The sequence below is a fragment of the Marinomonas sp. ATLA20 genome, assembly GCF_057180105.1.
The window spans coordinates 103,987-118,253 of the sequence record NZ_JBXUKU010000004.1 but is presented as its reverse complement, the minus strand read 5'-3'; the positions used below and the strand labels follow the sequence as shown (position 1 = coordinate 118,253).

Here is a 14,267-nt window from a genome sequence, read left to right as displayed (position 1 = left end):
CAAAAGGTTGCTACAGCCTAGGTAGCAACCCTTTAAAATAAAAAAGGTAGGCCTGCATGATGAAAAAGTGGTTATGTGTCGTTTGTGGACTAATTTATGACGAAGCCAAAGGCTGGCCAGCAGATGGTATTCCTCCCGGCACTCGCTGGGAAGATGTACCAAATGATTGGAAATGCCCTGACTGCTTAGTAGGTAAGGCTGACTTCGAAATGATGGAGATTCGTCAGAGCACTAAAATTGACACACCTTTCAGTTCGAACATTGCTCAGCAAGCACCTATCGTCATCATTGGTGCTGGTTACGCTGGCTACAATCTCGTCGATGCAATAAGACAACGCGATATACAAACACCTATCGTCCTCTTTACATCAGACGATGGTCATAACTATTCAAAACCTGGGCTGTCGACTGCGCTTACCCGTAAAAAAGAAGCGCCTGAACTTATCTCCGACACACCTCTTTCCTTAGAAGCACGATACAAAATTCGAATTTATACCCATTGTAAAGTGACGAGTATCGATGTAAACAACAAAACGCTTGTTACTTCTTCTGGCGAACAAAGCTACAGCAAACTTGTGCTTGCTCAAGGTGCTTCACCAATCAGCCTAACCTTTCAAGGTGATGCCAGTAATGATGTTATCAGCATCAATAGCCTTCATGACTACCGTATTTTTCGTGAGAAGCTAGAAGGAAAAAAACACATCAGCATTATCGGTAATGGATTAATTGGCTGCGAGTTCGCCAACGACTTAGCTAACGCCAATATCAAAGTAGACATCATTGGTTTATCCGCTTGGCCAATAGATCGACTTCTACCACAAGAGGTTGGTAAAGAATTGCAAAGTCGATTAGAAGAAAAGGATGTACGTTGGCATCTCAATACAACGGTTACCTCAGTGATTCATAAAGAAGAAGGGTACCTACTAACACTGCAAAACGGGGATAAAATAGAAACGGATTTAGTCTTATCTGCAGTAGGACTCAAGGCTAATACTGAACTTGCAAGTGCGGCTGGCGCCAATGTGAATCGTGGCATTATCATAAACGGTGGACAGAGAACTAACCTACCAGATGTATTTGCAATTGGAGATTGTGCAGAGATAAACGGGCAGTTATTGCCCTATTTAGCACCGATCAATGCCGGATTACCTGCACTGGCCGACTGTTTATTAGGTCGTCCAACGATGGTGAATTATCCATTAATGCCTGTCACGATCAAAACAACGTCCTACCCATTAACCTTGTATCCACCAGCTCAACACACACATGGACAATGGCAGATTGAAAGGTCAAACAGAGGAACTCGTGCGCTGTTCATTGATAATAATCAACAATTACAAGGCTTTGTTCTATCTGAGGAATTAGGGGATGAACGTCAGTACTGGCTAGATCGAATCGAAACATCACTGAAACAATCGGCTCCATCCTAGCTATATAATCTTTCTTTAAACCATAGAGTGTGGCTAATAATTAATAAATTTTTAAATTAATTTTGCAATGTAAGCTACCGAAATAAGCAAAAAAATAAAATATATCAAGATAAAAGGAAAACCATATGAAAAAATTTAGGCATTTTTTGTCAGCTTTAGTTATCGCTGTTCCTATTACAATTCAAGCTCAAACAGTTGAACTTACAACAATGAACTGGCCACCATTCTACGGAGAAAGTCTAGAAAAAGGCGGCTTCATAACGGCTATTGTTAATGAAGCCTTTATTCAATCTGGCTATGACAGCACGATTGAGTTTACGGCATGGCAAACCGCACTATCCACCGTTAAAAGCGGTGATAAAGATGCTATTATGGGTGGTTATTACTCAGAAGATCGTGCTAGAGAATACTACTACTCTATTCCAATCTATAAAGTACTAACGGGTCTAATCAAAAAATCTGACTTTTTTCTAGAAAATTACAATTCATTTGAATCTATAGACCAATACAGCATAGGAAAGCTTAAAGGCTCTGTGATAAGTGAGTCTTTTGATAACTTTATTTTTTCTAATCTAAAAGAATATCAGGAAGTTTCTGATGCGGTTGAAGCTTTGAATTCTGGTGAAATACAACTATATGCAGACAATCTAGCTGTTGCAAAGGAGGCGGCTAAAGCCCAAGGCATTGATGCATCTCAACTGCAAATTTTGATTCCACCACTGGAAGAAAATGATCTATATCTTTTGATATCGAAATCTATTCCAGAAGCTGAAAAACTGCGTGATACATTTAACAAAGGCTTGATAGAAATTCAAATATCTGGCCGTTATAATGAGATTCTTGCAGAATTTAACCAGCAGTAATATAAAGAATTTATTATTGAGTTGATTCTGAAAGTGAAGATAAAAATTTTCGATGTTCTATCTTCATTAAAAACTCGAAAATTAAAACTATAAAGCCGAGCTACTAACTAAGTCAGGTTACTGATAACCCCCCGTTTTCTGAGGGGTTATTTTTTGATTCTTATGATTGTTGTTCTTTCTAAACAGTTACACTCATGTCAGCATTTATTCAGCGGGCTTTAAGACCTTTATGGGTCCTTTATACACCGATTTTGCTCGTGATTATGATCAATGAAGCTAAGGCTATAGCAGAGCTTAACTGGCCATCTTTTTCATATAAACCCAAGGTATTGATGCATCTCAACTGAAAACTTTGATTCTACCACTATACTCAATAAAGCAAATTTTAAAAATATTAAGCAAAAAAAAAGATAAAAAAATATTGCAAAACAAAAGGCATAAGACATAGAATACATACTCAATCATATAAATATATAAGAAAAATACAACTAAATATAAAAGGTTTTATTACTTTATAAATTACAATTTATCACATTATAAATATAAAACTTTATACAGAAAACTATAATGAAATGACAATCAAATAGCGCTTTCAGAAATCGTCTTTTAATTATGATAAAACCATAAAATTCAACATTAAATTTATATAAAAATTTAAGCCCATCCTCCTTATTAAAAATAAAAATAGAGGAAACCACATACAATATGAAAAATATATTTAAGACTCTCAAAGGTAGATTGTTCGTTTTTATATTATCAATAATCATACCATGCTATTTTTTTATATATTTAAGCTTTGACTACAGTCGCAACATTGTGAAAGAAGAGCTTCTAAAAATGGCGAGTTTTTTATCTTTTCAAGCGGCAGAAAATCAAAATGACATAATTAATTCCTCTCGCAATTTTTTAGCGGCGCTCGCTCAAACGTCTCAAGTACAAGATCCTGACTCTGACGTTTGCCAACGGTTTATTGCTGAATTAACGCCCTTGTACGACCACTATGTGAATATCGGTGTACCAAACAATCACGGTATTCTAACCTGTAATGGAACACCTCTTGCCGAGCCGATCGATGTTAGCGATCGAGAATATATTCTGGACGCCATTAATAAAAAGCAATTTACCTCCAGTGGCGTGCAGTTGGATCGAGCATCAGGTAATCTAGCGATCAATTTTGCGTCACCTATTTACAATAAAGATCATCGGGTAGTAGGTGTCGCGGTTGTCGTAATTTCATTAGATTGGTGGCGCAATTTAATGAACAAAAGTCGCTTACCTGATAATAGTATTGCCTATGTGCTAGATGGAAATAACCAAACTATTGCAAGTAACCCGAATAATATTGAGTATGATCCACCACCTATACTGGACACCTTATGGCGTGGTCAAGACGGTATAAACCGAGTCTACAGTGAGCATAAAATCATTGATCCAAATAGTAACACTCAGTTGACATTTTTAACGGGCGTCGCTGTTGACACTTCTATGGCATCTGTAAATCGACATTATATTATGATCATCATTACCCTAACTATTTTCGTTGTGATTGTACTCATTCTAGCTCGACTCTATTTTATTAATTCCATTTCAAAGCCGCTAAAAATTCTATCTGATCTTGCCATTCGCTTAGGCAATAATGAAAAAGTACACGCCAGTCGTCCTACTGGGGTGAAAGAAATGGATAGCTTACAAGATCAATTTATTGAGATGGCAGAACATAAAAAAGAAGCCGAAGAAAAAACCATTAAGCAAAGCCAAACCGACAGTTTAACGGGGATTTCGAATCGAGATGCATTTAACCAAATCCTTTCGAGCACCTTAGTAGAGGCTAATGAAAAGCAAAAAAAACTGGGTCTTGTTCTACTGGATTTAGATAATTTTAAAGAAATTAATGATACGCGTGGACATGAGGTTGGGGATGAAGTTCTAAAAAAAATCGCCACTCGATTATTACAACATTGCTCTTATGCCAAATGCATTAGTCGAATGGGGGGTGACGAGTTTGTTTTATTGTTTGAAGATGACAAACTCAAATTTTGTCAAATTCTGATGTTAAGTGAAGAACTAAAGAATATAGTTAAACAGCCTTACCCTTTACCCAATGGCGATGTCATATTATCCGCGAGTTTTGGTGTAGCTATTTACCCCGATGATGGCGGTAATCTTAGAGAGTTAATGAGTGCTGCTGACCAAGCAATGTATTACGCGAAAATGTGTGGACGCGATAACGTTAGACGATTTAATTGGGATTTAGAGCGTGCCCTCGTGCATAAAATTGAATTAATTAAAGACATGAGAGCCGCGATAAAATACAAAGAGTTTCATTTAGTCTATCAGCCGATTGTTAACCAAAAGGGAAAAGTTACGAAATTCGAAGCACTAATCCGCTGGGAACACCCTGTTAAAGGACAAATTTCACCTGACCAGTTCATTCATTTTGCCGAAGAGTCCGGCCAAATTATTGAAATTGGCGAATGGGTCATCAAAGAAGCCAAACAAGCATTAACACAACTTCAAGTTGTTTATGGAAATGAGCTTCAAGTCAGCGTGAATGTGTCACCTATTCAGCTGCCAAAAAAGCACGAGGATACGCTCAAATTCTTATCTGCATTAAAAACGCACGGTGATGAACTAATAGTGGGTAAACCATTTATAAATGGTTTAATAGTTGAGATCACTGAAAACCTATTAATGAATCTGGACGAAAAGACTCGTCAAATCTTGCTGGTCTTCAGAGAAAATGGCATTCAAGTTGCTTTAGATGATTTTGGAACGGGCTACTCATCTTTAGCCTACATCATGAATTACGACATAGATTACCTCAAAATCGATAAGAGTTTTGTGCAAAAATTAGATCATGAATCCTCTTCTTTATCTTTGTGTGAAGCTATTATTTCAATGGCACACAAACTGGGTGTTTCTGTGGTCGCTGAAGGTGTGGAAACGAAAATGCAAGCTGACTTATTAATAGAATATGGATGTGATTATCTGCAAGGCTACTATTTTTCAAAACCTATGACCATCGAGAAAGCTATAACCTATAAAGCATGAATAGAAATCAAATTACTTCACCCATATACTTTGGAATTATATTCATATATAGAACAATAAATGTACTGACAATAAATATAGACATTTTCTTTCAAAAATTAATTTCATTTACAGATTAACGATATTGGTTGTCAGTTATTGAATGTTGGCCATACATTTCATAACGACATTATAAGGTATTAAAAATAATTAGGTAAATTCTATGAACATCAAAACTAAGTTGCTAATTTCTTTTTCAATTGCCACGGTGTTGCCCGTGTTAATTGTTAGTTCCATAACCGCCTATCTTGCGTCAGACCAAGCACTAAAAAGCTTTACAAAAAATAGCGAACAAACTTTAGGCGCTGTTGAAAAAAACTTTGATCAATTTTTAAGTGATATCAAGTCTGTTGTTGGTTTTATTGCAGATAGTGACCCTGTCACAACCTCTGATGCAAAACCATTAACAACCTATTTTGAAGCAAAAGGCAAGGCACCCAATAAAGTTGCACTACAGAATGGTGGTCGTGAAGCTGAACTTTTTAATATGTTTAAGGCGATTGGTAGAAATAATTCCAATTATGTTTATGTCTATATGGGAGATGATAATGACGGTTATTTGGAATGGCCTGGGACATATGAATACTCCGAATGGCATCCAAAGCAACGTGGTTGGTATACAAAAGCGCTAGAAACACCAGGGAAAGTCGCTTTGCGTGATGCATATTATTGGGAAGCTGATGATGCCGTTTATGTTTCTGCGGTACAGACATATAAGAAAGGTAATGGTATTGGTGGTGTCGTTGCTGTTGATGTATCGATCAAAACCTTAACCGAAATGGCGACTAAAACTAAGTTGGGTAATTCTGGTAGTATTATGGTCATTGAAAATACCGGTACTATTTTGGTTGATGCTATCCATGCAGATAATAACTTCAAGAAAATAAGCAAAGTAAAGGGTGAGGCATATCAAAAAATTGCTCAAGCCTCTTCTGGTTTGATTAATTTTAAATTGGATGGTGTAGATTATTACGCAGATGTTTATACCTCTCCCAACCTAAAATGGAAGTTTGTTGGTCTAATGCCAGCGTCTGAAATTTATTCTAGCACCGTTGAATTGGTCAAAACGACAGCTATTGTATGTATCTTATTATTAATAGTTTTTGGTCTTGTCGCCTATTTCATGGCGAAAAACTTAATTACTCCGATTGAATCTGTTTCTAACCACCTTAGAATTCTTGCAGAAGGTGAAGGAGATTTAACCTCTAAAATTGACATTAAAACCAATGATGAAACAGGTGCGTTGTCTAGTTGGTTTAATCAGTTTATAGAATCAACTCGTAAACTCATTCTTGCTATTAAAGACTCAGGCATACAGATAGATAAAATTGCCGCAGAAACCTCCGCTAGAGCGAGTGAAGTAGCGCAGTCTACTACGGATCAATTACAGTCAATTGAGTTAATCGCAGAAGCGGGACAACAAATGCTTCTAGCATCTCATGAAGCTGCCGAGAGTTGCGCTAATTCTGCTCAGTTTTCTGAGAAAGGCTTGGAAACCACTATTGCTGGTAAAAACCTTCTTAAGAGTAGTGCCGAAGGCGTTAACCGTTTAGGCGCCCGTTTAAAAGAGTCAGATCAAATCATAACCGAGTTACAAAAAGAAACTACCAATATCAATCAAATTTTATCGACTATACAAGCGATTGCTGAGCAAACTAACTTGTTGGCGTTAAACGCAGCGATTGAAGCAGCTCGTGCTGGTGAACAAGGTCGTGGCTTTGCCGTAGTGGCTGACGAAGTACGGACACTTGCAGGACGTACGCAAGAGTCTACTGAGCAAATTAGTAATATTTTGGGGCTTTTAGCTAGTAGAACTAAGCAAGCCTCTGATTCTATGGTGACGAGCCTAGCAGAATCAGAAAATGCGATTACTTTATCCGATCAGGCACTAACTTCTTTCGAGCAAATTGAAGAGGTTGTGAAGCAAATGCGTGATATGACAATGCAAACAGCTGCTTCTGCTGAAGAACAGCGTGCGGTTACAGAAGGCGTTAACGAAAACATCGGTTCTATTAGTGACGCGGCGTATCGTGTATCTAGTATCTCAGGTGATGTTGCAAACCTTTGTAAGAAGCAGGACCAGTTGAGCAAAGAACTACATTCTATGGTTGTTCGGTTTCATACAGAATAAATTGCGCTCCTAGTATTTAGACATGATTAAAAATTAACTTTAGCAACCTTTAATCATGTCTAAATATGAATACTCCCAAGTTATTTTCGTATAGCAATCGCGTCTTGTTCCTGATTTCGAATTTGATAATATTAAGTTGATATCGGCTAAGGAACATGCGAATAAGCCCCTCTCATTAGACAATCTCTTTTTAAATCTTCGAGCCTCAACCATGTCACACCAACTTACCTTTGCCGACAGCGAATTTAAAAACAAACGCGGTTAAATACGTGAGGAATTTTTCCTTGCTCGCATGAATGAGTTGATGCCTTGGGATCAACTAGAAGCGGTTATTGAGCCGTTTTATCCTAAACGAGGGAATGGCAGAAGACCTTATCCACTATCAACCATGTTCCGCATTCACTGCATGTAACATTGGTACAACATGAGTGATCCAGCGATGGAGGATTCCTTGCATGAGATCACTTTCATGCGTTTATTTGCTGACTTATTGTTAGATAACCCAATACCTGATCACACTACCATCATGAATTTCAGACACTTATTAGAGAAACACACACTCTCGCGCCAGCTCTTTAAAGAAGTGAATAGATGGCTGCCTGACGCAGGTATTTATCTCAAAGAAGGCACCATTGAAGACGCGACTATTATTGAAGCGGCCAGCTCGACTAAGAATAAAGCCAAAGAAAGAGACCCTGAGATGCACCAAACTCAAAAAGGTAAGCAATGGTTCTTTGGCTTAAAAGCCCATATTGGTGTTGACGCAAGAACGGGGCTAACTCACAGCGTGAGTACAACGGCAGCCAACGTTCATGACATCACAGAAACAGCGAACCTTCTTCATGGCTAAGCGTGTTTTGTCTCGACGGATTCTGGCTGTCGTGGCGCTCAAAAGCGAGAAGAGTTAAAAGGTGTCAGAGCAGACTGGTTGATTGCAGAGATTGCTCGCAAAAGTCGAACATCCCTTTAGAATCATTAAGTGTCAGTTTGGTTTTAGAAAAGCTATTTATCGTGGGTTGGCTAAAAATGACAGTAAGCTCGCCATGCTGTTTGCTCTTGCCAACGAGTTTAGAGTTGACCAGATGATCCGAGACGCAGGGGTTAATATATTTAAAAACCACTAAACAAGGTTCAATTATCTTGTTTAGTGGTAGAAAAGTTATAAACCAGCCTCTTTACTGACTGCCATTGGGCTTTTCAGAATTTTAAGGCGCGCAGTTCGACTTGATCGTATGTCCCTTAGTTTGTTTGAAAAGAGCATCTTTAATGAAGTTCTCTATCACGCTCATTTTAATTAAGTTTACGCGTCTATTTTAGAAGACATGAACCCTTTTGATATCAAAACACAGACTTATTTCTTCATTGATTTCAAATACTTTATCTTCATTGATAGATGCAATTAACTTATTGCCATCTGCTAATGTAATGTCTAGCACGGTTTCGGTACCTAAACGTTCTGATAATGACACACGACCATGCATTGAGCCTTTGACTTCATAAAGGTGCGGCTCTAAATGCTGAGGACGAATCCCTAGCTCAAGAGTGTCTCCAACTGCAACATTGCGATCGCGTCTAGGTAAGGTTACCTCATCTATAACCTCTGAACTGACGGTTATGCTGTTGTTATCATGAGCTACCACTTTTACTTTCACAAAGTTCATTGACGGTGAGCCAAGGAATCCCGCGACAAAGCGATTTGCTGGTTTATGGAAAAGCTCCATTGGTGATCCAATTTGTTGCACTTCTCCATCCTTGAGGACGACGATTTTGTCCGCTAATGTCATCGCTTCAACCTGATCATGAGTCACATAAATCATGGTAGCATTGAGTTTTTTATGCAGCTTTGAAATCTCCATTCTCATATCCATCCGCAAGGCGGCGTCTAAATTTGAGAGTGGTTCATCAAATAAAAACACTTTAGGATTACGAACAATAGCACGGCCTATAGCAACACGTTGTCTTTGACCTCCAGACAACTGGCTAGGGCGACGATCCAGCAAATGTTCCATTTGCAGAATCTGTGCAGCTTCGTTTACCCGTTGCACTTTTTCATCTTTAGAAACGCCAGATACGGTTAATCCAAAGCCAACGTTCTCTCGTACCGTCATGTGAGGAAAAATGGCATAAGATTGGAATACCATGGCGATCCCTCGGTCCTTTGGCTGCAAGTCATTTACGACTTTTCCATCTATGGTTAACTCTCCGCCAGAAATATCTTCAAGCCCTGCTATCATGCGTAAAAGAGTGGATTTACCACAACCAGAAGGGCCAACAAAAACAACGAACTCGCCGTCTTTGATATCGATATCGACGCCCTTAATAATACGAGTAGCGCCGTAGTTTTTTTCAATGGATTTTAGCTGTAAATCCGCCATGACTAGTGTCCTTTTTTGTTGTTATCGTCTGTACTTAACAATCCTTCATCATTCACATGTACTGCGACTGGATCTAAAATTTTACCAACAAAGCCATTTGGGCTTTGATCATGAAAACCTATGATAACGGGGCCGGTATCGGTTTGTAGGATTCGTGCAGCATATCGGTAGCATGGTTCATCGCCGTCTAGGAATTCACTTTCTGGGAGGCTCCATGGCCCTTCAGGGCTGTCTGCAACCAGGTAGTGATTGCCAGTAACTGGCTTGCCTGCACGGGCTTTTACAAAAGCATCAGACCAATGGAAAGACGACGTACAGAATAGGCAGTACCATCGGCCTTCAAGTTCAAACACTTGTGGTACTTCTAATTGGCCGAAGCCACCAACAAAAACAGGTTTTTGTAGCTCCCAGCGGTACAAATCATCAGAGGTAGCAAAGCCAATTGCACCTCCAGCATTCGGTTCTTCAATGCCTGGTGCACGAGCGGTAAAATACATTAACCACCCCTTGCCATTCGGGTTTTTCATGACCCAAGGATCTCGCATGGCTCTATCATGCCAGAAGCCTACTTGATGTTGGTCTTCATAGTATTGGGCATTTTCACCGATTATGTCTAAGCACAAGCCGTCTCCCACACGTTTCCAATTATGCAGGTCATCGCTTATTGCGTGACCGACACGCTGATATAAACTTTTCTCGGATAAACAGGTGCCAGTATAAAAGAGGTGATATAAGCCATCATCGTCTTTTACCACGCTGCCTGTCCAAGTTGTAGAGTCATCCCACGATGGTGATGCTGAAGGCTCAAAACAGGTGCCTAAATGTTCCCAATGGATCAAATCTTTTGATATCACATGGGCCTGCGTGACATTTAAATGGCGCAACTCAGGATCGATGAGTGACTTATCTGCTTGCAGGAAATAGCCGTGCCAAACATCACCTTCTTTGTGATACCAGCTGTCCCATATCCATTTTTTTTCTAATGCTATTGTCATTTTTATTACTCCAAAAAAATAGCCTACCCTTTGACACCTGTCGATGCGATAGAGGCGATAAATGCACGTTGTAAAGCGAGATAAAAAGCTAAGACAGGCACAGTGATGATGGTTAGATAAGCCATGACTTCTCCCCATGCCGTGTTTAATTGAAAAAAGTATTGTAAGCCAACTAATACCGGGCGATATTGCTCTTGCTGCGTCACCATGATTGGCCATAAATATTGGTTATACATGGCTAGAAACTTCAAAATTGCGGCTGTGGCAATGATCGGACCAGACAAAGGCATAACCACTCTCCAGTAAACCTGCCACCAACTGCAGCCTTCTATTCGGGACGCTTCAATAAGCTCCTTAGGCAAATCTTTAAAGTATTGAGCGAACAAGAAAATGGTTAAGCCATCGGCGATAAAGGGGATAATTTGCACTCGATAACTGTTTAACCAGCCCCAGCTAAAACCATCTAATCCTAGCCAAGGCAATTTTGAAACCATCAACAACATTGGAATTGCAATAGTTTCAAAAGGCACTATTAGGGTGGCTAAAATAATGGAAAAAGCGATGCTTTTTCCTCTCCAGTTGAGGAATACAAACGAAAAACCTGCCATCGAACAAGCTATCAGACCAAGCACAACCGTCACGCATGTTACAAGAAGTGAGTTCAGCATAAACATGCCAATGGGAGCGCGTTCAAAGGCTGCTTTATAGTTGTCAAAACTAATGTCCCCAATGGGTAGAAACGCTTTAATAGAGGATGTATCTGCTAACAACTGTTGATCAGGTTTTAGTGACGACATCATCATAAAAAGAATCGGCGTGACAAAAATGAGCGCGATGAGAGTCAATACCATATAACGCACGATTAAGCGCAATGTTGGGTTGTCCTTATCTAGTCGAAACATCAGTTTTTCTCCCGTGTTAAGTAGCGTTGTAGTAGGGAAATACTCAAAACGAGTAGGAATAACACGACAGACATCGCTGAGCCTCCAGAAATATCCTGCTTTCCGTAACCGCGTTCTACTGCCTGATAAACAATAGTCTGTGTGCTATCCAGAGGACCACCACTTGTCATTACATCGATCTGCGCAAATAGCGAGAAGGCTTGCATGGTAATGACGATTACGACTAATACTGCCGTGTTACGTAAGCCCGGCCACGTGACGTAGCGGAATGTCTGCCAAGGACTTGCACCTTCAATTTTCGCTGCTTCATAGAGCGTTGGAGAGATAGTTTGTAAGCCTGACAGCCAAATAATCATGTGAAAACCTACCGCCTGCCAAATAGACATAGCCATGATTGAACCAAGCGCCGTATCTTGATTACCCAGCCAGTCCACCGCTTTGAAATGACCAAATGTAAGTGTATTAAGCACACTATTTAATAGTCCGTTTTGGCCATCATAGATAAAACGCCATAACAAAGAGACGACCACGATCGATACAACGACGGGCATAAAATATATCGACCGGAAAATCTGGATGCCGCGTAATGGTTGGTTGATTAGCAATGCCAATATGAGTGCCAAAGCACCTTGAATAGGGGCAACAAACGCCACGAAGGTAAGGGTATTAACCAGAGCTTTCATAAACACAAGGTCACTGGCCATAATCGCGACTTTTTGCTCTCCCCAAGAGAATGAGAACCACTCCTTCATCCCCTCTACATTGGGATAATCAGGGTTATTTCGGGTGAATTTTCTGAGTCTTGGGTATTTATTGTCCCCGTTTTTATCCACGAGAACATTGCCACTGGCATCGATTTCAGGATCAACGACCAAAATGCCTACATCTAGCATATTGGTGTAGTTTTCTAACCCCACGAACTCTGCTGCGTTAGGTGACATCAAGCGCTGATTCGTCAAAGAAAATGCAATCGCTAAAATAAATGGAATGACAATAAATAGAAGCATTAAGCCGAAACCGGGAGACGCAAACAGCCATCCTGTGGTGTTATGCCGCGTTAATATCGAGTTTTTTTTCATAAAAATTACCAGTATCGCTAGCTCTAAAATATTTTGCTCAAAGTAGGCAGGTAGAGAAGTCCTATACCTGCCAAGGACCTATCGAAACGCATTAATGGCCGTAGCCGCGGTTTTTCTCGATATCGGCATTAATTTCATCTGCTGCGCTGTCTAACGTGTCCGCAACATCTGCACCATCAGCGATATCTGCTAAAGCTTTTTCAAAGACTTTAGCTTCAACGATATAACCAGGAGTGACAGGACGAACCATAGCTTGGGCTTTGGATAAGTCATAAAAAGCGGCCATAGGACCATCTTCCTTATAGTTTTCAGTCAATGCAGCGGCTGTTTTTGTTGGTGGAATTACACCGATACTGTCAGAAAACGCGGCAAAATATTTATCTTGAATAGCAAATTCAATAAACTCTGAAGCGCCCTGGGGATGTTTAGAAGCAGCAGAGACACCAAATTGCCAACTTGCTGCGCCAATTTTTGAGCCATGACCAAAATCTGGTGCGGGTAGTAATAAAGTATCATCACCAAATTTATTGAGGACATTTAATGCAGCCCAATTACCATTCCACTGCATTGCATATTTACCCTCTATTAGCCCATTCTCACGGTCTGCAGGGTCCTGTGAGTTACCAGGCGCATAGCCATTGACGAATAAGCTTTGCCACCATTCACCAAAGGCAATGGCTTCGGGACCATTTAATTTACCTTCAGCTGTTTTATAAGTGGAACGATCAATCAGGTCGCCACCGAAACTTTGCAAAAATGGGCTAAAAGCATAAGGAAACCACTCTCCTTTCCAAGCAAGGCCTGGGTCAAATGTATAATCGTATTTACCCGTTGCTTTTAAATTTTTTAATACTTCATTGAATTCTTGTTTAGACCAAGGTGAGTCAATAGTTGGTATGCGAGCATTAACATCATTTAAGATAGAGCGACGCGTTACTAAGGCAACCGCAGCGTCCCATAAGCCCACAGAATACAACTTGCCATCCCAGTAGCCTTTTACCCCTGGCAAAAAATCGGCGATCTTGGTTTTATCTATTTTTAAAGGTTGTAAATATCCAGCCCAAGCCCAGTTAGGCATGACGGGACCATCCACATCTAAAATATCTGGTAAGTTGCTCGCTAATGCGGCAGCAACAACGGAGTCGTTGTATGAACCTTGGGGAAATGACTCTAAAACCACATTCCAATTGTCTTGGCTGCTATTAAAGTCATTCACAATTTGATTAATGACTTTCGCTTCATTTTGATTACCTGCACCGTGATACCAAAGCGAAAGATCTGTTTTTGCAAAGGCGGAAGTCGAGACAAAAGCGTTCCCTAAAGCACTTACAGACAACATGCTTAATGCCAATTTTTTTGTTATTTTCATGTTTTTCTCCCATTTATAAACTATTTTTAAAAT

At 39.9% G+C, this 14,267-nt stretch carries 9 protein-coding genes and 1 pseudogene; 5 read left to right on the top strand and 5 right to left on the bottom strand.

Annotated features, from left to right (window positions below; translation table 11 throughout):
* Positions 1-56 precede the first annotated feature (56 nt).
* The 5 genes and pseudogenes from AC2A4J_RS08590 to AC2A4J_RS08570 all read left to right on the top strand — a co-directional run bounded on the left by AC2A4J_RS08590 (position 57) and on the right by AC2A4J_RS08570 (position 8,638).
* Positions 57-1,430 (top strand): FAD-dependent oxidoreductase, encoded by a 1,374-nt coding sequence (locus tag AC2A4J_RS08590; protein WP_484175671.1) that lies wholly within the window; start codon positions 57-59, stop codon positions 1,428-1,430.
* Positions 1,431-1,555: 125 nt separating this feature from the next.
* Entirely contained in the window at positions 1,556-2,293 is a 738-nt protein-coding gene (locus tag AC2A4J_RS08585) for a substrate-binding periplasmic protein (RefSeq protein ID WP_484175670.1), read from the top strand.
* Between the two features lie 705 nt (positions 2,294-2,998).
* Positions 2,999-5,344 (top strand): bifunctional diguanylate cyclase/phosphodiesterase, encoded by a 2,346-nt coding sequence (locus AC2A4J_RS08580; RefSeq protein WP_484175669.1) that lies wholly within the window; start codon positions 2,999-3,001, stop codon positions 5,342-5,344.
* 202 nt (positions 5,345-5,546) lie between these two features.
* The gene (locus AC2A4J_RS08575; protein WP_484175668.1) at positions 5,547-7,514 is read left to right on the top strand and encodes a methyl-accepting chemotaxis protein; all 1,968 of its coding nucleotides are present in this window, start codon (positions 5,547-5,549) and stop codon (positions 7,512-7,514) included.
* Positions 7,515-7,806: 292 nt separating this feature from the next.
* A pseudogene (locus AC2A4J_RS08570) lies at positions 7,807-8,638 on the top strand (IS5 family transposase).
* Between the two features lie 189 nt (positions 8,639-8,827).
* Here AC2A4J_RS08570 and AC2A4J_RS08565 read toward each other — a convergent pair.
* The 5 genes from AC2A4J_RS08565 to AC2A4J_RS08545 form a co-directional block, all read right to left on the bottom strand.
* Positions 8,828-9,889 carry an ABC transporter ATP-binding protein gene (locus AC2A4J_RS08565; protein ID WP_484175667.1) on the bottom strand — a complete coding sequence of 354 codons (1,062 nt, stop codon included), beginning with the start codon at positions 9,887-9,889 and terminating at the stop codon, positions 8,828-8,830.
* Between the two features lie 2 nt (positions 9,890-9,891).
* Positions 9,892-10,884, bottom strand: a complete 993-nt coding sequence (locus tag AC2A4J_RS08560) for a glycoside hydrolase family 68 protein (RefSeq protein ID WP_484175666.1) — start codon at positions 10,882-10,884, stop codon at positions 9,892-9,894.
* A gap of 23 nt (positions 10,885-10,907) precedes the next feature.
* Positions 10,908-11,786, bottom strand: coding sequence for a carbohydrate ABC transporter permease (locus AC2A4J_RS08555; protein ID WP_484175665.1), 879 nt, complete (start codon positions 11,784-11,786; stop codon positions 10,908-10,910).
* The gene (locus tag AC2A4J_RS08550; RefSeq protein WP_484175664.1) at positions 11,786-12,865 is read right to left on the bottom strand and encodes a carbohydrate ABC transporter permease; all 1,080 of its coding nucleotides are present in this window, start codon (positions 12,863-12,865) and stop codon (positions 11,786-11,788) included. The genes AC2A4J_RS08555 and AC2A4J_RS08550 overlap by 1 nt, the downstream gene beginning before the upstream one ends.
* A gap of 91 nt (positions 12,866-12,956) precedes the next feature.
* Positions 12,957-14,234, bottom strand: a complete 1,278-nt coding sequence (locus AC2A4J_RS08545) for a sugar ABC transporter substrate-binding protein (protein WP_484175663.1) — start codon at positions 14,232-14,234, stop codon at positions 12,957-12,959.
* Positions 14,235-14,267: the final 33 nt, after the last annotated feature.

Excerpts from the sequence above, each read along its gene's own strand:
- AC2A4J_RS08590 (WP_484175671.1), top strand. The coding sequence starts at position 57 with ATGATGAAAAAGTGGTTATGTGTCGTTTGTGGACTAATTTATGACGAA.
- AC2A4J_RS08585 (WP_484175670.1), top strand. The coding sequence starts at position 1,556 with ATGAAAAAATTTAGGCATTTTTTGTCAGCTTTAGTTATCGCTGTTCCT.
- AC2A4J_RS08580 (WP_484175669.1), top strand. The coding sequence starts at position 2,999 with ATGAAAAATATATTTAAGACTCTCAAAGGTAGATTGTTCGTTTTTATA.
- AC2A4J_RS08575 (WP_484175668.1), top strand. The coding sequence starts at position 5,547 with ATGAACATCAAAACTAAGTTGCTAATTTCTTTTTCAATTGCCACGGTG.
- AC2A4J_RS08565 (WP_484175667.1), bottom strand. The coding sequence starts at position 9,889 with ATGGCGGATTTACAGCTAAAATCCATTGAAAAAAACTACGGCGCTACT.
- AC2A4J_RS08560 (WP_484175666.1), bottom strand. The coding sequence starts at position 10,884 with ATGACAATAGCATTAGAAAAAAAATGGATATGGGACAGCTGGTATCAC.
- AC2A4J_RS08555 (WP_484175665.1), bottom strand. The coding sequence starts at position 11,786 with ATGTTTCGACTAGATAAGGACAACCCAACATTGCGCTTAATCGTGCGT.
- AC2A4J_RS08550 (WP_484175664.1), bottom strand. The coding sequence starts at position 12,865 with ATGAAAAAAAACTCGATATTAACGCGGCATAACACCACAGGATGGCTG.
- AC2A4J_RS08545 (WP_484175663.1), bottom strand. The coding sequence starts at position 14,234 with ATGAAAATAACAAAAAAATTGGCATTAAGCATGTTGTCTGTAAGTGCT.